Origin of the sequence: Bradyrhizobium erythrophlei, assembly GCF_900129505.1 — a bacterium.
Lineage (GTDB): Bacteria > Pseudomonadota > Alphaproteobacteria > Rhizobiales > Xanthobacteraceae > Bradyrhizobium > Bradyrhizobium erythrophlei_D.
In genome coordinates this window covers 7,766,646-7,784,605 of record NZ_LT670818.1, presented here as the reverse complement: position 1 = coordinate 7,784,605, position 17,960 = coordinate 7,766,646, and the positions used below count along the sequence as shown (strand labels likewise).

Sequence of the window (17,960 nt, the reverse complement as noted above, 5' to 3'; positions counted from 1 at the left end):
TTCTGCAGATTCCTTAGAAGTTAACGTCGTTGGAGTCGGAGATGGAAGACCATTGGATTGGCGGTTGGAGTGCTTGGTCGAGGATTGCGCCTAGGTCCGCCTGGTATTCGGCAGAACGTGAGACCATGTCGTCCATGATATGATACGGGGGTGCGACGTTGGCTGATCGGAGAGCAGCCTGGGCGCGGCGAAGTGAGGCGGTCGACAAGCCGACTGAGCGGGGAGCTGCAGCCTGGGCGGTTGGCTCGTACCAGTTCGGCGCTGGCTCTGGAGTGTCTGTTACTGGTGCTCGTGGCTGAATGCTTCGCGTGTACTTCTTTTCCAGGACACGGTCCAGGTGGCTCATCCTGCCGTGCTTCGTTCGGACGATCTCAATCGTTCCGGTGTCCTTATTAAAGATGAAGGTACGTACTCCTTGCTTCGCGTTCAGGATGGAGACATGGTGGCTCGTGATCGGGAAGTGCTTCTTCTCGATGATGGACAGGATCTGCCGGGGATCTTTCACGTTGAAGACGAGGTCGTTCAGCTGCGCTGCTGACAGCATCTTCTTCGTGTCCAGCGTGGCGATGAACTCTTTGAGGACTGGGTACTTGTTCCTCGGTGTCTTGCGAAGGAAGTTCAGGAACTCACGCAGGCCGGAGGCCGTCTGGGAAGACTGCTGGGTGAAGTGGAAGATGGCGTCGACGACTTCAAGATTCTTCAGGATGGTGGCGTATGATGCTATCCCTTTGAAGATGCGGACTTCGACGGTCGGCTTCGACTTGTGCAGATTGACTGCGCCTCGGAGCATGTCGAAGTATTCGACGACTGACTTCAGGCTGCTCGTCTTCGTTGCTTGCTCAGGCCAGCTTGGCATTGCTGCATACTGGTGCATCTGGTTTGCCTTCCTCTCGGACAGAGCGACGATGAACTCCAGATTGCAGGGATTGCCGAAGAACCAGGCGAACGTACGGAGATGGTTGTCGTTGAAGTGTTCACGTCCGATGTGGACGTGCATCCCGTTGTTCGTGTCGACCGTCGTATCGAAGAGATCGTAGTCGAGGTTTGAGAAGAGATGTGACCACTCCTTCTTGTGCGATTTCAAAGACATTGGAGCCGTGACGAGTTCGACCTTGTTCCTCATCGTACCGGAGATTGACGAATCCTGCTTGCCAGCGAAGAAGGGTTCATCCGATGCCTCGACGAGTTGCTTCGTCGTGTACTGGGTTGATACTTCCAGCTCGACGCCGTAGCAGATCGGTTTCTGCTCGCCTTTGACGATCAATGGCCAGGGGAGTAGTTCTAGGACGTCAGCCGAATAGGACAGCGTGGTCCAGAGGGCAGCTTTGTTCGTCTTCGTGACCGGATTCGAGATGGCGATGGTGCAGGCTTGCCAGTCACTTCGAGTGACCCGAAGAGTCATCGTCGGGTTGTTGGTCATCTCCAGAGCGAGTGTTTCGGGTGTGTATGCTGACGGCTTGTAGCAGGTACTGTTCTTAGCAAACTTGGCCATGTAGACGAGGACAGCATTGCCATGGAAGTACGTGTCCATGTTGATCTGGTAGTCGGGGTATTGGACGAGGAGATTGTTGAAGTTGTTGCCCAGCTCTCGTAGGACTGTCGTCATCTCTTCTTTGAAGTTGTCGCCACGGAACGAGTACTGCATGTTCCACTGGCTGCGATTGAAGTGGCAGTCGACCCGACGAGCTGACTGCGAGTAGTCAATCATGTAGATCGGGTTCTTGATCCACGTGAGCCGGTTGCCGGATGACGGGTGAGAGATCGCGAGGAAAGCGAGCTGCCAGAGGTCTGCCTCGTCGATCTTGGAGATGAAGTAGCGGACGTCCTCTTCCGGTACGCCGTACTCGGGCGGGAAGAAGAACGGGATGTTGGAGACAATGTTGTCTCCCGTGTACAACGACTTGTAGAAGTGGAGGAGTTCAGGTCCGGTCAGATTCTTTCGTCCAGTGACGAAGAACTTATTGATCGTAGGATTGAAGTACTGCTCAAGAGTCAGCGATTGAAGATCAGGGTTGGTGAACGACTTGGGGAGAAAGAACATTGACAATCCTCATAAGATTGGACTCGATGGAAAGTCCGGGGCAGGAATTGAACTCACAGATGACGTACTTGCCCCGTGCGTAGAGGACGTCCACGGCGACGAGATGGGCATGTTGGATGATAGGTTGTGTAGATAACCTGGTGAAAATGTCGGTGCCAGTTAGCTTGCAGCTGGGCAGATCGTTGACGGTCTGAAACGTTGCGCCTACGGCGTGATTCCAGGGCTGGTCTGCTCTCGTACCTTCCCGGACTTTCTTCCGAAGCGTGACTGCAAGCTGGCCTTTGACGTAGATGAGGCGGTACTCGCGTGTCTTCGGGAAAAGTCTTTGAACGTATTCTTGACCTGCGATGAAATCGGTCGGATCGCTGGTAAGTCGAAATCCGCTGCCCCCTGAGTGTCGGAGCGGTCGGACAATGAACGAGTTGGGCTGGTGGGCCTGGAAGCGTCCTGTCTGCTCGTTCCTCTGTACCAGCCAGTTGGACGCAACGATCTGGGAGCTGGTGGTGTCGGGGATTGGTAGGCCGGATTGACGTAGGAGTACTCGTTGGCCTGCCTTCGACTGGGAGAAGAATCGGTAGAGCTGCTCGTAGCATAGTGCTCCATCATCTCCACCAAACGCTGAATGTCCAACGAAGGTTGGGTCGGGGTAGACGAGGAAGAAGTCTCGGTCGAAGTTGAATCCTTGTCGTTGATTCCTGGCACTTGGGTAGCTCCTTGTCTGTATGCCTAGCTTGGATGCGAGAAGTCGCGGCGTCGTTGAGATCTTACGAGGGCGAATGATCCAGCGTGGCAATGCAATGCTCCTTGATGTGTTGGTACTTCTTGAAGCGAGCGATGTACGCGCGCCATGTGGGGAAGGTGATCTGGTCGACGATGTCAGCGAATTTGAACAAGGAGTCACACATTTCGAGAGCAGGGAGGAGCAGCGTCGGGTGAGCAGCGAAGAGCCGGAACTCGTATCGTTCCCGGTTCTCCGTGTTGATCATGTTGTAATGATCGTTCCAATGCGGCGGTTCGTGGTGGACGTACTTGTACGCTCGACCATCCCAGTAAGTGTTGCCCTTCGGGTTGGATGGACAGTTGGTATTGAATGACTGGGTTGTCCTGCGACTCATCTTGAAGAAGAGTGGGCGATTGGCTGGATCGTGCAGGAAGCCGAAGACCTTTGTCTGCTGAGCCGTCGTGAATGGTGTCCTGCTCACGCTGACGTGGATGCCGGAGTCGTTCGTCTGGTTGTTGTTCTCCTCCATGTGGAAGGCGATCTTCGATACCTTCTTCAGCCAGAACTGCTTGTGCAGGAAGAGAGGAGCGACGACAGACTTGATCTCGCAGCCGGACGCAGCGCCAAAGCCTTCGTACTCCACCTTGAAGTAGAGCGGGAGCTGGGAGACCAGGTCTCGTGCGAGTTTGGAATTGCGCTGTTCTTCGGTCATGGTGTACGTGCGGCGACCAGGTACCGTGTTCTCGTACTCGTAACCCATCGTGACTTCGGTATCCGGCTTGTAGGAGTATTTGGCAAAGTCATAGGCTGTCACAGGCTGGTGCAACATGGTTCGTCTCCGATGATGATGAGTGAGCAGTTTAACGGCTTGCTCAGGCACAACTAAAAAGCAGGTCAGTTTTGTGACTTGACCAGGTCTTAGCCGCCGAAGCGGAGGGGAATTGGATGAGCAGTTTAGAAGACTTGCTCAGGTCCGATATTAGCACTCTGAATGTAGTAGCAACGCGATTATCCAAATGGGGAGTAACAACGCAGTTCTATGATTCGTCGGCTAATTCAATGATACTGTTTGAAGCCAGCCAGCTCGGCAACAGTCTCAGCCATGTAACTGGTCATGGGGACACGTTGCTGGATGTAACGATCAGGGCGATCCGTCTTCTCGTATTCACGGGAGAGAAGATTGTCGAGATGAGACGGGAATTTGTATTCAGTTTGATGTTGCATGATAGGTCTCCTGCCCTAAGGCTTAGGAACGTTGTCTGATCTGTTCTTTCACCCAGTCCATTGAGACTGGTGTGTAGTTCGTCTGTTCGACGCACACGTTGATGTAGTTGCGTTCGGCCATTGTGCGTTCGTGGATGTGGCCGTGAACGTTGAAGCTGCCGTCTCGCAGGCTGTCGAGACGAAGGGGAATATGGCTGCACGTAAAGCCTTCGTCGTGGAATCCTTGCCATAGAAGGATCTTGTCGAAGTTGTTCTGGAGTGCTTCGGATTTCAGGTTGTCGTGGTTGCCAACGATGAGCCGCTTTCGTCCGTTCAATCGACGGAGGAGGGCGTGGATTGCTACAGCGTTGGCTGTCGGACCAAAGGCGACGTCGCCAAGGTGGTAGACTTTGTCGCCTGGATGAACGACTTCGTTCCATCTCGTGACCATCGCTTCGTTCATCTCTTCGACCGAGTTGAACTCTGGACGGACACGCTGACCGTCTTGTCCTGTGAATCTGAGTATGTTCTGGTGGAAGTAGTGGCTGTCCGAGGTGAAGAAGATCATGCTCGGTTCCTGATCTGGTAGCGACCAGGGACACACTTCCAGGATTCGAGTTTCCAATCCTTGTACTTTGACTCCTGCATCCATTTGACGATCTGGGATTCGCCCATCATGCAGGACGTCATTGTCACTTCGGGTGATACGTCGCTGTCAGTGACGATCTCTTCGACGCAGCCGAGGGAGAGGCTGCAGACAATTGCTACGACGGTGATCATGCTGCTTTCTGCTCCTGTGTGAGTTCGACTGCTCCGCCTGTCGGTGACGTGGGAGCCTGGGGAAGGGTGAGTCGGTTCAGCCGTGCGAAGCTGGCATTGACTTGCTGCATCGTTGTGGCAGTCGGGCACCGCGTCATTTCGCGAAGGTTCACGTCCAGCTCGTCGGTCAGATCCCGGATGTGTTGGCGAAGTTTTTCATCTCCGCAGTTCTTCGCCTGATCTCTGAGGACGAGGAGAATTGATTTCATTGGTGTGTCTTTCACAGTACCATTTCTTGTCTTCAATGGTGTGAGGGTCGAAGTTTTGGCGGATGATGGTGTTGCAGGTGTTGCAGAGAAGTGCGCCGCGCCCGCCGTTGAATTTGATCTTTGCGTGGCGCGGGATCATGTGCGCTCCAAGGCTTTCGGATCGACGATCTTCGTCGTTGGATTGAGTAGGGACTGGAGCAGGCTGATGTCTGACTGCGTTGTCTGGACGGGACGGAAGCGGGATTTCACGAAAGCCACTTCGGTCATAGCGTTGCCGGTTGGTGTTTTATGAAGGGCAGGTTTGTTGTGGATTTCGACGAGATGAAATGCTGTCTCGTCGTTGCCATTGATAATGGAGCGGATTGTGTAAACAACGTTTAGTGCTGGATAGATTGTGAGATGTTTACGTTCGATGGTGGGTGTGCCGTTGATGCAGACGATCTTCTGACCAGTCCAGTGCGACCACATAGCAACCTCGATGATAGGTTTGCGCCCTAAGGCTTGATTGATTGATGGGGTTGGTCTGCACCCGGAGCGCATGAGACCCAACGCTTTCGCGTCTCTCTGCCATTTCTACCCATCACCGGGTCTGCTTCGTTCTCCTTGCGGAGAATAACCCCACGGTCAGGTTTGTCCGGAAGAGGAGAAGGCTTCCGTCAGGGACCCGCCGTGGGCGTTCTTATTAGTTGAACATCTTGGCGGTTTGCTCAGCCGCTTGAATGTGGAGGTGGTAAATCTTGCCGAGTCCGATTCCGACGAGTAGGCAGAGGACGATGGCGCTGAGACGGATGAGCGTGACCATATTGGTTTCCAGTCTGAGAAGAGGAGCATTATTGGCAGCACGTTTCATCGTCGGGACAACAACGGTTGCGGTCTTTGAGGCAGGCCATGTCGACTGAGCCGAAGCCGGTATCGTCCTGTTCGTATGCTCCAGGTCGTTGGCGAGCTGGATGGATGTGACGCTGAGCGGCACGGGCCAGATCCGATGTGCTGATCTCGTAACCGGCACGGTTCATCATGCGCTGGACTTTGCGCGGATGACTGTCCTGCGTGATGTGGAAGGACGCTGCGTCGCGTATCGTCCTCGTTACGATTGGAAGGCAGTATTGAGCGAAGAGCTGTGCCTTGACCCGACGGCGCTCTTGAGCGACGAAGTTCTTCCATGCGTTCCGGGTCCAGAACCAGGCTTGAGCAAGTTTCATCAGTCGCATCAGAAATCCTCGATGTTGAATGATAGGTTTGCGCCCTAAGGCTAGGCGGGTATGGTCTGGCCTAGCTTCGCGACCAGGTGCAGATGATGGTCGATGTAACAGCCGAGGTAGTACCAACCGGCGATGTGATAGATTTTCATCGTGCGCCCTTCGTTGAAATGCGGATGCCGTTGAAGTAACCCATCGCACGGGACTGTTCACCGAATGCGCGGAGTGCGACGTAGTAGGGACGTGTCTTTTTACGTCCCTGTGGTTTGTTGCCGTCGTGGCGAGTGCTCGAACCACGCTTCAGCTTGACGTCGTAGTCCTTCGGCTTGGAAGGATTCGGGAAGTTCGTGTATTCGGGAGAGACCGGATGCCAGCCCATCATGTGTCCTTTCAGAACGGAGACATGAAAAAACCCCTGAGTCTTTCGACCCAGGGGTTCTCTCGGGACCAGGCGTGGAGGCGCGGCTGGTTAGTGGGAGCAAGGTGTAGTGATTTGCAATCTACTTCGGCGGCTTTAATTTCCGCCAGCCCCTAGGCCAGACCTCGCGTGCTTACTGTGCGGCTACTGCGGCTGCGATGATCTCGGAAGTGAGCTGCATGTTCGCTTCGCTGGAACGAGCGACCCGATCAGCTTCGTCCTTCTGAGCGTCTTTGAGTCGCATGATGTTTGCCATCTTGGCCTTGCGTTCAGCGTCGGTCAGTTGCTTCACGGCCTTGACGACGGGGGCGGGCGTGTCCATCTCGACGTACTTCCATTGCTTGCCAGTCAGGGACAGGTACACGTTGGACAGTTCGTTGACGATCGTGCAGTACGCGGTGTAGCGAGCCTCGGCCAGCGTTAACCGTGCTTCCAGTTCGTACGTCCGGGGATCGTCGGACAGACCCTGGCTGTCGTTCTGGTACTTGTCGCAGTGGACGAGCATCCATTCCTGAGCCTTGTGGAAGCGTTCGGTCAGGTTGTCGAACTTTGTGCCCGATCGTGAGTTAATCGTGCCGGCGAGCTGGCGGTAGATCTGGCGGATGAGTGAATCGACAGCGATGCGCAGGCCAGCGTCTTCGGTCGACGGCTGGGCGTGGCCGAAAGCGTGGATAGCACCGTCAGCGGCGTTGTAGTCCTGGTCGAGCAGGGAGACGACGGGATCGATGATCGCTTGGAAGGCAGACGACAACGAAGAGATTGAGGCATTGTTGGGACGACGAGCCATTGTTTTATCTTTCTGTGTGAGACTTCATATTTCGTTCTTAACAAACACCCAAGGTGCACGGGTTCGGGCGAAACTCAAGGACGGCCGCTTGGCCGCCACCAAGGGTGGGCGCGAAGGTCAGCCCCGCTTGGGGCAGGCCCACTTGGGCCGGTGGCCTGCAGCGATCCTTGAGTTTTGATCCGGACTTGTGCGCCGCCTTGTACGGCTCGTCTTACTTTGGAGATCATCTTGCTTGGGCATGTTTCCTCATTTTTGATTTGGCTCGACAATGATAGGTTGTGTCGGGTCTCGGACGGATGTCAATTAAATCTTCCTTTCAATTTTAGAAGAATAAGACTGAGATCGCTGCGATGGGTGCGGCGATGGTGAGAGCGAAGATCAGGCTGAAAACGTAGAATGCGATGTCGAAGTCCATGTTCATTCTCCATACGAAAACGCCCCGGCGGGATTGCCAGGGCGTGATCAGGTCAGTTGTTTCAGATTAGATTTCGTAGGTACGTCCGTTCTTATCTTCGCGACAGATGGCTACGTGAAGTGTATCGAGTTCTGTGTCGGAGTAGTTGTTGCGTGCCCAGCTGTACGCGAGCTGGAGTGTGGTGTGGTATTTCACGTCACGCTCTCCGACGTAGCCAGCGTTTTCGACTACGATGTACATACTATCCTCCTGTCGCTTTGAAGATGCGTTGGATGACACCATCGAGTGCGATGGATTGTCCTGTCGTCGTTCGTGCCCAGATCTGCATGCCTGCAAAGTCTAGGTCGACTTGTTCGCCTCGGGATGTGAGCTGGCCAGCCAGGTAGGACGTGACCTGCCAGAACTCGAAGACTTCCCAGTAGTATGGTTCAGCGTCGTGTTCAGTGCATACGTCTTGTGACGTGGCGTATGATAGGTTCGATGTGTGAGACCAGGTACCGTCTTGTTGTTGGTCGTAGCCAAGCTGGACGGCTGTCTCGTCAAAGTCTGCTATCGGATAGGAGATTTCCTCAGCTTGTCCGAGGAGATCCTGCAATGGGCAAGGTGTGAGTCGCGACCTGATCTCCTGTGCTTCGGGTGAAGTGAGGAGTGATACGAGTTCAGACTGACATGAAATGATGTTGGCCTGTACAAACTGGTCGATGTTCATTGACGTATTCCCTATTATTTATGTGGTTATGAGATAGGTGGGAGACTCCTGATGAAGGTGCGTTCGGCATACTTCTCAGTGATGATTGGTGAGTGGCCGTGCTTCTTCTTGTAAGCATCGACGAACTTCTGAGCGTCACAGTCCTCTTCGAGATAGAAGACGTTGTGCTGTCGGTACGAGTAGTGAGAGAAGTCGTACGGATTGAGGTTGACTGCTTTCATCTCGTGCATCGAGACTTCTAACCAGCCGTGGCCTGGGTCAGTGTGGAAGACGAAGGTGGTCATGACTGCACCTTCAGCTTGGGACGAATGACGTTCATTGCGCGGAAGATCAACGAGGTCATGTCTCGTCGTTTAAGCTTGTTGGCGAGGCGTGTGGCTCGTTTAAGTTCGAGCATGGCCTTTGAGTAGTCACCTTGTGTGATGTACCTGGCTGCCCAGCGGAGGTGATCTGCGAGTACGTGTTGCATGATAGGTTTCCTTGTTTGATAAGGATGAGGGTTTCGCGTAGAGCGGTAGCTCGCGCTGCCTTCTCCATGCTCGTGATCTTGGTGCGGATCATCGGTCACTCACGTAATGGTCACCGAAGAGGCGTCGTAGGACGTCGCGTGGCCCGAAGGTTGAGAAGATGCCACGCTTGTGTGAGCCTTTGTAATCCCAGATAGCGCAGGGCTTACCGTCTACGTCGAAACCCCAGCTGTTAACGACCTTGTCTGGATCGTCTTCGATGTTGGGGCTGAATCCGAGTTTGGCTGTGATGTCCCAGTCACAAAGACCGACGAGTGCTCCGGTTCTGTGACTAGCGATGCTGTTGTTCGGTGTGATGTTCATTGTGGTCTCCAATATGAAAAAGCCCCAGCTTGCGGCCAGGGCGTGTTGTTGGTGTGCGTGGTAAGGTCAGATTATGATTGGCCGAGACGTTTCTCAGCGATCAGATCCCAGTCGATGTTGTCGGTGTCGGGGGTTGTGACTGGTGAGTAATACCATTCGTGGATGGCGAGAGTGCATCCAGTGAGGTTGGTCTGCTTCATCCAATCGGCAAACTCAAACCAATCGAGGAAGTCAGTCTCGGCTCGTGAGCCAACGGCTCCGCTCTTATAGTGTGGTGTGTATTGAACGATGATGATTGAGGCCATGTGTGGCTCCTAGTAGGGGCGAAGGACTTGGGTGAACTGGAACGGGGTGTGTGTGAGGATCTGGTACGACTTGAATCCTCGGCGGATAGCCCAGGTTTTTGCGTTATCCTGGCTTCCGAAGGGGCCGTAGCAGTCGTGACTGTCGAGCGTGTAGATGAAGTGGACGTCCATGGTGGCCTCGTGTGTATGTTGTGCGTGATAGGTTTCGGTTATCGATAGAGTGGAAGAGCGAGGATGAGGAGGACGGGTGTGAGTGCAAGTATGGCTGTGATGATGCGGATGAATATGATCATGTGTGCCTCTGTGTTGATATTGATGATAGGTTTGATTACCGTTTGTTGCGGTCGGTGCCGGGGTGAGGAACTGCTCTCGCTCACCTAGTTTGTTTGTTCTTAATCGAGTGCCGTGTCTCAGACTCTCGATGAGAGGGTTCGACGGACAATGGAGCGCCTTGGAAGGCTCGTGGGCCACATGCTCTCGCGCATCTTAACCCTTGCTCTGCCGTCTCTCAGCGATCCTTGGCTCTGTGTGGGCATGTCGCTGTTGGGGCGTCTGTAGCTCGGGCTGAGCGACCATCAAGAGCGACCGAAGGGAGTCACCGGAGGTGACGCCGAAGCGTAGCGAACGTAGTGAGCAGGGAGCGGAGCGACCGATAGCTGCAGGCGCTCTTGTTGGACGAGCAGACTGAGCTATCGTCCCAATGACAGCGACTCCACACAGTGCTGAGGTGAGCGACGGTGAGTGGTGGTGAGAGAGAATGGATCAGGAGACTGGAAAGGTGATCCGTTGTACGGCGAGCCCGAGAGGAGCGGCTAAGCCTCATCTTCTCTTCCTCATCTGAGGTGAGTCCGGCTGGCTACCAGTTGATGCCTGAGTGACGAGTCATTGGTAGTGATGATGTGAATCAACTACAGGTAATACACAGGAAATCGCCTAACGATTACAATGACTTGGATCAGTTAAGTATAGATTGTACAAGTATAGTATAGTTTAAGTATAGTTATAGTATAGTCAGTCATTATTACTTAACTATACCGGAAGACCACTTCCTTACTGACTGGCCAAACTTCATTTCAAGGATACAATAGGTGTAAGCCTAAGTTATCCAAGTCAGGCTTATTAAGGTATAAGTATATATGTACCTTATCTGATTTCTCTCCCCTATTTTGTTAGCGATTACATCAGGTTACACGGTATAGATGTAGCGTCAAGGTAGAGACGCCCTAAACCACCTCAGCTGTCCTCCCCGCCTTCCTGGATGGTCGATTCAACCAGAGGCTTAGGGGGTAGGCAGGGGGTGACCTTGCCTTCTCTTGGCGAATCTCACCTCGACATTTTCTCACAGAAATTATCTTTGCCCTCAAAGTCGATAGAATGACGATTATCATAGACAAGAGGAATAAAATCCTGTATAATAAAGGTATAGACCTTAGGGAAAGGTATAGGGATCGCCCCTAAGGATAACCTTAAGGGAACCTGACTTGTAACAGTTAGTAGTTATCCTACCATTCTCTTATGTCTTCCCTTAGGTAACGTGTCCAAGTTTAAGAATACCATGGGTGCCCGTCTAACGAAGGCACTCTTCTATGAGACTACGAACTTGGACAAGTCCTCAGTCATTTACACACTGAAGGACGAGGACCATCTAGGTTATCCCAGTCTCCGTCAGCTCTATCTAGCTGAAGGCGATCCTACCGAGTTCAAGTTTGCTGTCTCCCACCTTGACGGCTGGGACCATTGGACGGACCTTTGTGAGTCCTCATGGTTCAAACCTTATCTCTCCCGCTGGCGTAACGAACTCGAACTGAAGATCAAGTCTGCCGCTCTCGCCAGAATTATGGTTGAAGCGAAGACAGCCTCTAAGAACTCCTTCATGGCGAATAGGTACCTCGTAGAACGAGCCTGGGAGTCCCGTCATGAGTCTAAGGTTGGCAGACCTAGTAAGGCAGCCATCCGAGAAGCAGCTCACGAGCAGGCTTCTGACGCGGCTAGGATAGCCAAAGACTTTGAACGACTGACGGCGACGAAACAATGAGTATTGATGATCTCGTCACTTGGATCTGCGCTTGGTGCGGGCTAGTGGGTACTGAGGTTCGTGGTCAGTGTCGTTGTAAGAAGTGTGGTCAGCCCCGTGGCTCGGAACCGATGTGAGCCAGCTCCGAACGTGGGCTGCCAAGCAGGCCGCTATTATCGCAGGTCAGACTAATCCGAACACGGCTAGAGATTACAAACTCGCCATCGTCCAAGCCAAGATCCCTCAAGGCCTACCAAAGAAAGAGATCCTCCGTCAGCTACGGCGACGACGGATCACGGTACGCAATTGACGTCCCACATCCATTTCCGACTAACGCGATTAGAATCAAACCAGGAACTATTAATGACTGCCGTCCAAGACCTTGAAACTGCCGTTGCCAATCTGACTGTCTCCGTCTCCGCTGAACTTGCTGCTCTCACTTCTGCTCTCTCCTTCGTCGGCCAGGACGCAGCCATTGAGGCAAGCGTTGCCAAGCTGAACGCTTTGAATGATGCGCTGAAGGCGAGTGTCGCTCCCGCTCCTGTAGTCCCTGTAGCTGCTGACCCGGTCATCGTTCCCGGCGCTTAATTCTTGAAGACGCAGACGGACGGTACTGTCCAACTTACTTTTGTCTCAGGTTCTTCCCCGACAGGTCTGTTCGCAGCAGATGGGTCAGTGAATGCCGTCCTAGCACCTGGTAACAAGCCAGTCGGTGCATACCATCCTTGTGGTGCCCTGTATGTGACGGTTGGTGCGGGGCCGGGTACGTATGCCCCTGACGGGTCGTGGTACTGTATGTCGTGGGGCGCGGGTTATGCGCTCCTCAAGTCTGGTGTCGCTGCTGCCTTCTCTCCTGGTAGTCTGACTGGTGTAAAATACTGGTTGAATGCTGGTTCGATTACAGGCGTTGCTGATGGTGGGTCCGTAACCGCTGCGAAGTGGGTCGACGGTTCACTGTCCGTCAAGGGTGCGCTCGCTTCGGCTACCGGACTAATCTACCGTGCGAATGGTGGTCAGCCTGCTGTAGAATTTGATGGAACGGCGAGTGTCGCTGTCTCCCCTACGGTCTCTATCGCGGCTAATCGTCGTGTCTTCGTCGTCTTCAAGAGTCTGGGCGTTAACGGTTCTGGACTCAACCCTCATTACATCATTGACGGTGCTGCTCTTAACCAGGGTGCGATCAACTACTCAAACAGCGACATCGAATACGCTGGTATCGGGCTAGATGGTGGCTCTGTAGCTCAGACTGTCTGCATCCAGCAAAACAAGCCGTCATTGATTGACGCAGTCTTCAATGGCGCGTCCTCGTCCCTTCAAGTCGATGGTCAGACCGTTCAGGCTGGTACGTCTACAGCCTCCACATATACCGCGATTACGATTGGTGCTCCAGGCAACCAGCTGGCCGGGTACTTTACGAATATTCAGGTCCTGGAGCTGATCGTCTGCGATAGCACGCTGACCGCTCCTCAAGCGACCCAGATTCGAACCTACCTTAATTCAAAATATAGTCTCGTCACCCCGAAAGCAATTTGGTGCCTCGGAGACAGCCTGACGTACGGTACTAATGCTGTAAATCCCATCGGCGGATATCCCAGCCAGCTTCAGGCAGCTTATGGAATGGCTGCATCCGTCCTTAACTATGGTGTGGCTGGTACGACGGTAGCTCAGATTGACGCTAACTCTGCCACGTACAACGATCTAGATCCGAAGTACTTTACTCGGTCAGTCTACGTCGGATGGGGTGGAACGAATGACATCCAAGCTGGGACGTCGGGTGCGACGACTCATGCGTCTCTCGTCACCATGTTCAACAATCGTCGTGCAGCGATGCCGACGGAAAAGCTTGTCGTTGTTACATGTATGGCGCGTGGACCTTTTACGGGTGCTCAGGAGACCGAACGACTCGCGCTGAACACTCTCATCCGTGCGAACTGGGCAACGTATGCTAATGCTCTCGTCGATGTGACGACTGATGCGCGGCTACAGACTCCTACCAATACGACGTACTTCGCAGGCGACACGATCCACCTGACTGATGCTGGTTACGGTGTCGTGATGGGTATGGTCAAGCCGGTCATAGATGGATTCGGTTAATGGCTGACGAGACGAAAGAATTGATCAAAGAGGCGATCAAAGAGTGGATGGACGAAAAGGTCCTCCAGTTTGGCCGCTGGTCGTTGATGACCCTTGCCTGCTCCGGCATCTTTGCCCTCGTCTACTTTATTATGCAGATGGGCGGATTTCATAAATGATTACTGGTGTCGTTACGATTGTCCTCGTCTGTGCCGCTGTCCTTGTCGTTGCAGGTGTTTTTACCTACCTAGTTATTCTCGCGAATGGATTCTCCCGATGAAAGAAATTCCGGCTCCTCCCGCTCAGAACGGTATTCTGAAGGTGACCCAAGGTCGTGATCTCCGACCGTTCCGAGACAAGGATCGAGGACGAGATGTTCTCTCTGCCGGGACCGGTGGGAAGACTGATCCGTGGGCAAGTTATAAGGACGTTGATTAATGGCTAAGTCAGCCAAGGCTAAAGATAAAGCTGCCGACAAGAAGGCAGGAATCAAAGAAGGTTCGAAGAAGGACCAGGCGAAGGACAAGAAGGTCCCTGGCTATTTCAAGAAGAAGAAATGAGCTGCAAGCCTAAGATTTAATGGCGAAGGTCCTCACTAAGAAGGACCAGATAAAGTTACAAGCTGAGGCCGACCTGGAGTTCTTTATCCGGCTTGTCCAACCTCAGCGCGTCCTCGGTCTGTGTCATCAAGAGTTGATTACCTGGTGGAACCGGGATGAGAAGAAGAGCCATCAGCTCGTCCTCCTTCCTCGTGACCATCAGAAGTCGGCCATGGTGGCATTGCGTGCCGCTTGGAGGATTACGAAGAATCCAGCGATCCGCATTCTCTACATCAGTAATACCGCCAACCTGGCGATTAAGCAGCTGTCCTTCATTAAGGACATCCTGACTTCCGAAATCTACCGCTTCTACTGGCCTGAGATGGTCAACGTAGATGAGGGGAAGAGGAAGAAGTGGACAGAGACGGAAATCTCTGTTGACCATCCGCTACGTGCGGCTGAGGTCATCCGAGATCCCACGGTCTTCACTGCCGGATTGACCACTTCGATTGCGGGCCTTCACTGTGACATTGCGATCATGGACGACGTGGTCGTCATCGATAATGCTTACACGGGTGAAGGTCGCGCGAAGTGTGAACAGCAATACTCTCTTCTAGCCTCCATCGAGGCTGGTGAAGCCGAAGAGTGGATCGTTGGCACTCGTTACCATCCGAAGGATCTGTACGGTGCTGTCGCTGAGCGGCAAGTAGACCAGTACAACGAAGACGGAGAACTGACGGGTACTGACCCGCTGTACGAAGTCTTTGAACGCCAAGTAGAGTCCCGTGGAGACGGTGCTGGTGAATTTCTATGGCCACGTCAGCAACGAGCTGACGGTAGGTGGTTTGGGTTTGATGCTGCTATCCTTGCCAAGAAACGTGGACAGTACTTTGATAAGGTCCAGTTCAGGGCTCAATACTACAATGACCCCAACGACTACGAGTCTGCAGGCATCAAACGTGAAGACTTCCAATATTATAACCGGAAGTTTGTACGCCGCGTAGACGGAAAATGGTTCTACAAAGATGAGAGACTTAACGTATTCGCAGCGATTGATTTCGCTTACACGCTGGGTAAACGAAGCGACTATTCCTGTGTTGCTGTCGTCGGTGTTGATAGCCGTCAGAATTTTTACGTACTAGAGATTGATCGGTTCAAGACCGACAACATCGCTGAGTACTTCCGTCATATTCTCTATCTCCATCAGAAGTGGGATTTCAGGAAGCTGAGGGCTGAAGCGACTGCAGCTCAGTCTGTCATCATTAAGGATCTGAAGCAGAACTACGTTCGCGTCCATGGTTTGTCGTTAGCGATTGAGGAACACTCTCCCACGAAGCACCAGGGGACTAAACAGGAACGGGTCAACAACGTACTTCAGAACCGGTACAAGAATCTCCAGATCTGGCACTATATGGATGGTGACTGCCAAACGCTCGAAGACGAGTTGATCATGGCAAACCCTCCCCACGACGACTGCAAGGACAGCCTAGCTGCTGCCATCGAGTCAGCCGTCGCCCCTTCGGGCACTCGTGCCTTTGCACGTCCTTCATTTCAAACAGTCCAGCCGTACAACGCCCGGTTTGGTGGAATAAACTAATTGACTGGTAAAAGTCTTGATCTGAAGGACGTCATCGTCCCGGATCAGCTCGGTGTCTCCATCGCTCGGACTTTCCAGCAGTGGTACATGTTGAAGCAGAAGCAGATTGTCGACTGGGCTGAGACCCGTCGATACGTCTTCGCGACTGACACTTCAGCGACGACGAACAGTAAGAATCCTTGGAAGAACAAGACGACTATTCCGAAGTTGTGCCAGATCAGGGACAACCTTCGTGCAAACTACATGGCGACGTTGTTCCCGAAGCGGAAGAACGTGATCTGGGAAGCGGATGATAATGACTCCGACCAGAAGAATAAGAAAGCAGCCATCGTCAACTACATGACTTGGGTCATGGAACAGCCTTCGTTCAAGTCTGAGCTTGCGAAGTGCGTTGACGACTATATCGACTACGGGAACGGCTTTGGTACTGTTGAATGGCGTGACGGTCGCCAGGAGTTGAAGGATCGTAGCCAGGTCGGCTACGTCGGTCCTGCCATCCGTCGTTTGTCTCCCCTCGATATGGTGATGAACCCCACGGCTCCTGACTTCGAGCGTGCACCTAAGATGGTGCGAACGCTGGTCAGCTTGGGTGAGGTTAAGGAGATTCTGGAGCGATTGAGTACGGACGAATCTCGTCCCATGTACCAAGAGCTTTGGAAGTACCTGCGCCACGTTCGACAGTCAGTGAACCAGTTCTCTGGCACACTGAACGTCCACGAAGACTATTTCAATGTTGACGGGTTCGACTCTTTCCGGCAGTACCTCGGTTCAGACTATTGCGAGCTGATTACTTTTTACGGGGATTTGTACGATCAGGAGACTGATTCTTATCTACGGAATCATGTGATCACTGTTGTCGATAGACACAAGGTCATTCAGAAAGAGCCGAACCCTTCGTTCTTTGGCTACCCACCGATCTTCCACGTTGGTTGGAGAACCCGCCAGGATAACCTCTGGGCGATGGGTCCGTTAGCAAACCTTGTTGGTATGCAATACCGGCTGGACCATGTTGAGAACCTGAAGGCTGACGTCTTCGATCTAATCACATTCCCCCCGCTTAAAATCAAAGGGTATGTCGAAGACTTTGAATGGGGTCCGTTTGCGCGGATCTACGTCGGAGAAGAGGGGGACGTCACACCCATACCCCCAGCCTTTCAGGTCCTCGAAGCCAATACGGAGATCGAGAACTACCAGAAGCAGATGGAGGAGATGGCCGGTGCGCCTAAGGAGGCTATGGGCTTCCGTACTCCCGGTGAAAAGACTGCCTACGAAGTTCAGCGCCTAGAGAATGCTGCGTCTCGTATCTTCCAAGCGAAGGTTGCACAATTCGAGGAAAAGTTCGTTGAACCGCTCCTTAATGCGATGCTTGAACTTGCTCGCAGGAATATCACGAGTCTCCAATCCATTCGTGTCTGGGACGATGAATTCAAACTTAACGACTTCCAGACGCTTACCCCAGATGACATTACTGGTCAGGGTCGTATTCGTCCCATCGCAGCTCGTCATTTTGCAGAACGCGCTGAACGAGTCCAGAACCTGAATAACTTCTTCGGTTCGGCCCTCGGTCAAGACCAGGCGGTCAAGATCCACTTCTCAACGATCAAGGTCGCCAAGATGATGGAAGACCTTCTCGACATTGAGGATTACGAACTCGTCACTCCGTACGTCCGTATGGCTGAACAGGCTGACGCTCAGCGTCTCGCTCAGGCTCAGGAAGAGAAGATTCTAACTGAAGCTATGACGTCGTCTGGCTTGAAGCCCGATGACTTCGATCAGGATAATCCCAGTCTCAATCCTCAAGCTGCTCCGGGTGCCGCTGGTGCTGCTGGTCCTCCTGGGGCTATGCCTGCTGCCCCTAACCCCGTTCATCCTCCTCCTACGGCTAGTGCTGTTGCCGGTCCTCCGGTCCCCGGAATGGATGTGGGTGCTGCTAGCCTCCGTCGTGGAACGCCACAAGGGCAGACAGCCGGTACATGATAAATCTAGAACTCCTTCAGTTCGTCCCAGACGACAAGAAGAAAGAAGTTGAAGCGACTCTACGTGCCAGTACGACGGCCGTAGACACGCTGATCAAAGTTTTA

At 53.2% G+C, this 17,960-nt stretch carries 21 protein-coding genes; 6 read left to right on the top strand and 15 right to left on the bottom strand.

Features of this window, described 5'->3' with window-relative positions:
- Positions 1 to 13 precede the first annotated feature (13 nt).
- From B5525_RS36510 to B5525_RS36435, 15 genes are all read right to left on the bottom strand, one after another.
- Positions 14 to 2,041, bottom strand: a complete 2,028-nt coding sequence (locus tag B5525_RS36510; protein ID WP_079570809.1) for a hypothetical protein — start codon at positions 2,039 to 2,041, stop codon at positions 14 to 16.
- A gap of 764 nt (positions 2,042 to 2,805) precedes the next feature.
- Positions 2,806 to 3,591 carry a hypothetical protein gene (locus tag B5525_RS36500; protein ID WP_079570805.1) on the bottom strand — a complete coding sequence of 262 codons (786 nt, stop codon included), beginning with the start codon at positions 3,589 to 3,591 and terminating at the stop codon, positions 2,806 to 2,808.
- A gap of 227 nt (positions 3,592 to 3,818) precedes the next feature.
- Positions 3,819 to 3,986 carry a hypothetical protein gene (locus B5525_RS44955; RefSeq protein WP_154073670.1) on the bottom strand — a complete coding sequence of 56 codons (168 nt, stop codon included), beginning with the start codon at positions 3,984 to 3,986 and terminating at the stop codon, positions 3,819 to 3,821.
- A 22-nt stretch (positions 3,987 to 4,008) separates the two neighbouring features.
- Positions 4,009 to 4,533, bottom strand: coding sequence for a metallophosphoesterase (locus B5525_RS36490; protein ID WP_079570802.1), 525 nt, complete (start codon positions 4,531 to 4,533; stop codon positions 4,009 to 4,011).
- The gene (locus B5525_RS36485; protein ID WP_079570801.1) at positions 4,530 to 4,745 is read right to left on the bottom strand and encodes a hypothetical protein; all 216 of its coding nucleotides are present in this window, start codon (positions 4,743 to 4,745) and stop codon (positions 4,530 to 4,532) included. Before B5525_RS36485 ends, B5525_RS36490 begins: the two co-directional genes overlap by 4 nt.
- Before the next feature lie 195 nt (positions 4,746 to 4,940).
- Complete coding sequence (locus B5525_RS44950; RefSeq protein WP_154073668.1) at positions 4,941 to 5,132, bottom strand: hypothetical protein; 192 nt, start codon at positions 5,130 to 5,132, stop codon at positions 4,941 to 4,943.
- Positions 5,129 to 5,461 (bottom strand): hypothetical protein, encoded by a 333-nt coding sequence (locus B5525_RS36475; protein ID WP_079570798.1) that lies wholly within the window; start codon positions 5,459 to 5,461, stop codon positions 5,129 to 5,131. The genes B5525_RS44950 and B5525_RS36475 overlap by 4 nt, the downstream gene beginning before the upstream one ends.
- 362 nt (positions 5,462 to 5,823) lie before the next feature.
- Entirely contained in the window at positions 5,824 to 6,204 is a 381-nt protein-coding gene (locus B5525_RS36470) for a hypothetical protein (RefSeq protein ID WP_079570796.1), read from the bottom strand.
- A gap of 136 nt (positions 6,205 to 6,340) precedes the next feature.
- Positions 6,341 to 6,574 (bottom strand): hypothetical protein, encoded by a 234-nt coding sequence (locus tag B5525_RS36465; protein WP_079570795.1) that lies wholly within the window; start codon positions 6,572 to 6,574, stop codon positions 6,341 to 6,343.
- Between the two features lie 169 nt (positions 6,575 to 6,743).
- Positions 6,744 to 7,397: a hypothetical protein gene (locus B5525_RS36460; protein WP_154073667.1), complete on the bottom strand. Its 654-nt coding sequence runs from the start codon at positions 7,395 to 7,397 to the stop codon at positions 6,744 to 6,746.
- A gap of 656 nt (positions 7,398 to 8,053) precedes the next feature.
- Positions 8,054 to 8,521: a hypothetical protein gene (locus tag B5525_RS36455; RefSeq protein ID WP_079570792.1), complete on the bottom strand. Its 468-nt coding sequence runs from the start codon at positions 8,519 to 8,521 to the stop codon at positions 8,054 to 8,056.
- Positions 8,522 to 8,547: 26 nt separating this feature from the next.
- Complete coding sequence (locus B5525_RS36450; RefSeq protein ID WP_079570790.1) at positions 8,548 to 8,805, bottom strand: hypothetical protein; 258 nt, start codon at positions 8,803 to 8,805, stop codon at positions 8,548 to 8,550.
- The gene (locus B5525_RS36445) at positions 8,802 to 8,990 is read right to left on the bottom strand and encodes a hypothetical protein (RefSeq protein ID WP_079570789.1); all 189 of its coding nucleotides are present in this window, start codon (positions 8,988 to 8,990) and stop codon (positions 8,802 to 8,804) included. Before B5525_RS36445 ends, B5525_RS36450 begins: the two co-directional genes overlap by 4 nt.
- Positions 8,991 to 9,078: 88 nt before the next feature.
- Positions 9,079 to 9,351, bottom strand: coding sequence for a hypothetical protein (locus B5525_RS36440; RefSeq protein ID WP_079570787.1), 273 nt, complete (start codon positions 9,349 to 9,351; stop codon positions 9,079 to 9,081).
- Between the two features lie 71 nt (positions 9,352 to 9,422).
- Entirely contained in the window at positions 9,423 to 9,656 is a 234-nt protein-coding gene (locus tag B5525_RS36435; protein ID WP_079570786.1) for a hypothetical protein, read from the bottom strand.
- Positions 9,657 to 12,033: 2,377 nt separating this feature from the next.
- On the opposite strand from B5525_RS36435, the gene B5525_RS36425 reads away from it, so the two are divergent.
- The 6 genes from B5525_RS36425 (at position 12,034) to B5525_RS36410 (ending at position 17,856) form a co-directional block, all read left to right on the top strand.
- Complete coding sequence (locus B5525_RS36425; RefSeq protein ID WP_079570782.1) at positions 12,034 to 12,258, top strand: hypothetical protein; 225 nt, start codon at positions 12,034 to 12,036, stop codon at positions 12,256 to 12,258.
- 207 nt (positions 12,259 to 12,465) lie between these two features.
- Positions 12,466 to 13,764 (top strand): SGNH/GDSL hydrolase family protein, encoded by a 1,299-nt coding sequence (locus tag B5525_RS36420; protein WP_079570781.1) that lies wholly within the window; start codon positions 12,466 to 12,468, stop codon positions 13,762 to 13,764.
- Positions 13,764 to 13,922 carry a hypothetical protein gene (locus tag B5525_RS44945; RefSeq protein WP_154073666.1) on the top strand — a complete coding sequence of 53 codons (159 nt, stop codon included), beginning with the start codon at positions 13,764 to 13,766 and terminating at the stop codon, positions 13,920 to 13,922. Before B5525_RS36420 ends, B5525_RS44945 begins: the two co-directional genes overlap by 1 nt.
- A 258-nt stretch (positions 13,923 to 14,180) precedes the next feature.
- Positions 14,181 to 14,303 carry a hypothetical protein gene (locus tag B5525_RS47380; protein ID WP_276328817.1) on the top strand — a complete coding sequence of 41 codons (123 nt, stop codon included), beginning with the start codon at positions 14,181 to 14,183 and terminating at the stop codon, positions 14,301 to 14,303.
- A gap of 19 nt (positions 14,304 to 14,322) precedes the next feature.
- Complete coding sequence (locus B5525_RS36415; protein WP_079570779.1) at positions 14,323 to 15,879, top strand: hypothetical protein; 1,557 nt, start codon at positions 14,323 to 14,325, stop codon at positions 15,877 to 15,879.
- Complete coding sequence (locus B5525_RS36410; protein ID WP_079570778.1) at positions 15,880 to 17,856, top strand: portal protein; 1,977 nt, start codon at positions 15,880 to 15,882, stop codon at positions 17,854 to 17,856.
- Positions 17,857 to 17,960: the final 104 nt, after the last annotated feature.

Excerpts from the sequence above, each read along its gene's own strand:
- B5525_RS36510 (WP_079570809.1), bottom strand. The coding sequence starts at position 2,041 with ATGTTCTTTCTCCCCAAGTCGTTCACCAACCCTGATCTTCAATCGCTG.
- B5525_RS36500 (WP_079570805.1), bottom strand. The coding sequence starts at position 3,591 with ATGTTGCACCAGCCTGTGACAGCCTATGACTTTGCCAAATACTCCTAC.
- B5525_RS44955 (WP_154073670.1), bottom strand. The coding sequence starts at position 3,986 with ATGCAACATCAAACTGAATACAAATTCCCGTCTCATCTCGACAATCTT.
- B5525_RS36490 (WP_079570802.1), bottom strand. The coding sequence starts at position 4,533 with ATGATCTTCTTCACCTCGGACAGCCACTACTTCCACCAGAACATACTC.
- B5525_RS36485 (WP_079570801.1), bottom strand. The coding sequence starts at position 4,745 with ATGATCACCGTCGTAGCAATTGTCTGCAGCCTCTCCCTCGGCTGCGTC.
- B5525_RS44950 (WP_154073668.1), bottom strand. The coding sequence starts at position 5,132 with ATGATCCCGCGCCACGCAAAGATCAAATTCAACGGCGGGCGCGGCGCA.
- B5525_RS36475 (WP_079570798.1), bottom strand. The coding sequence starts at position 5,461 with ATGTGGTCGCACTGGACTGGTCAGAAGATCGTCTGCATCAACGGCACA.
- B5525_RS36470 (WP_079570796.1), bottom strand. The coding sequence starts at position 6,204 with ATGCGACTGATGAAACTTGCTCAAGCCTGGTTCTGGACCCGGAACGCA.
- B5525_RS36465 (WP_079570795.1), bottom strand. The coding sequence starts at position 6,574 with ATGATGGGCTGGCATCCGGTCTCTCCCGAATACACGAACTTCCCGAAT.
- B5525_RS36460 (WP_154073667.1), bottom strand. The coding sequence starts at position 7,397 with ATGGCTCGTCGTCCCAACAATGCCTCAATCTCTTCGTTGTCGTCTGCC.
- B5525_RS36455 (WP_079570792.1), bottom strand. The coding sequence starts at position 8,521 with ATGAACATCGACCAGTTTGTACAGGCCAACATCATTTCATGTCAGTCT.
- B5525_RS36450 (WP_079570790.1), bottom strand. The coding sequence starts at position 8,805 with ATGACCACCTTCGTCTTCCACACTGACCCAGGCCACGGCTGGTTAGAA.
- B5525_RS36445 (WP_079570789.1), bottom strand. The coding sequence starts at position 8,990 with ATGCAACACGTACTCGCAGATCACCTCCGCTGGGCAGCCAGGTACATC.
- B5525_RS36440 (WP_079570787.1), bottom strand. The coding sequence starts at position 9,351 with ATGAACATCACACCGAACAACAGCATCGCTAGTCACAGAACCGGAGCA.
- B5525_RS36435 (WP_079570786.1), bottom strand. The coding sequence starts at position 9,656 with ATGGCCTCAATCATCATCGTTCAATACACACCACACTATAAGAGCGGA.
- B5525_RS36425 (WP_079570782.1), top strand. The coding sequence starts at position 12,034 with ATGACTGCCGTCCAAGACCTTGAAACTGCCGTTGCCAATCTGACTGTC.
- B5525_RS36420 (WP_079570781.1), top strand. The coding sequence starts at position 12,466 with ATGTCGTGGGGCGCGGGTTATGCGCTCCTCAAGTCTGGTGTCGCTGCT.
- B5525_RS44945 (WP_154073666.1), top strand. The coding sequence starts at position 13,764 with ATGGCTGACGAGACGAAAGAATTGATCAAAGAGGCGATCAAAGAGTGG.
- B5525_RS47380 (WP_276328817.1), top strand. The coding sequence starts at position 14,181 with ATGGCTAAGTCAGCCAAGGCTAAAGATAAAGCTGCCGACAAGAAGGCA.
- B5525_RS36415 (WP_079570779.1), top strand. The coding sequence starts at position 14,323 with ATGGCGAAGGTCCTCACTAAGAAGGACCAGATAAAGTTACAAGCTGAG.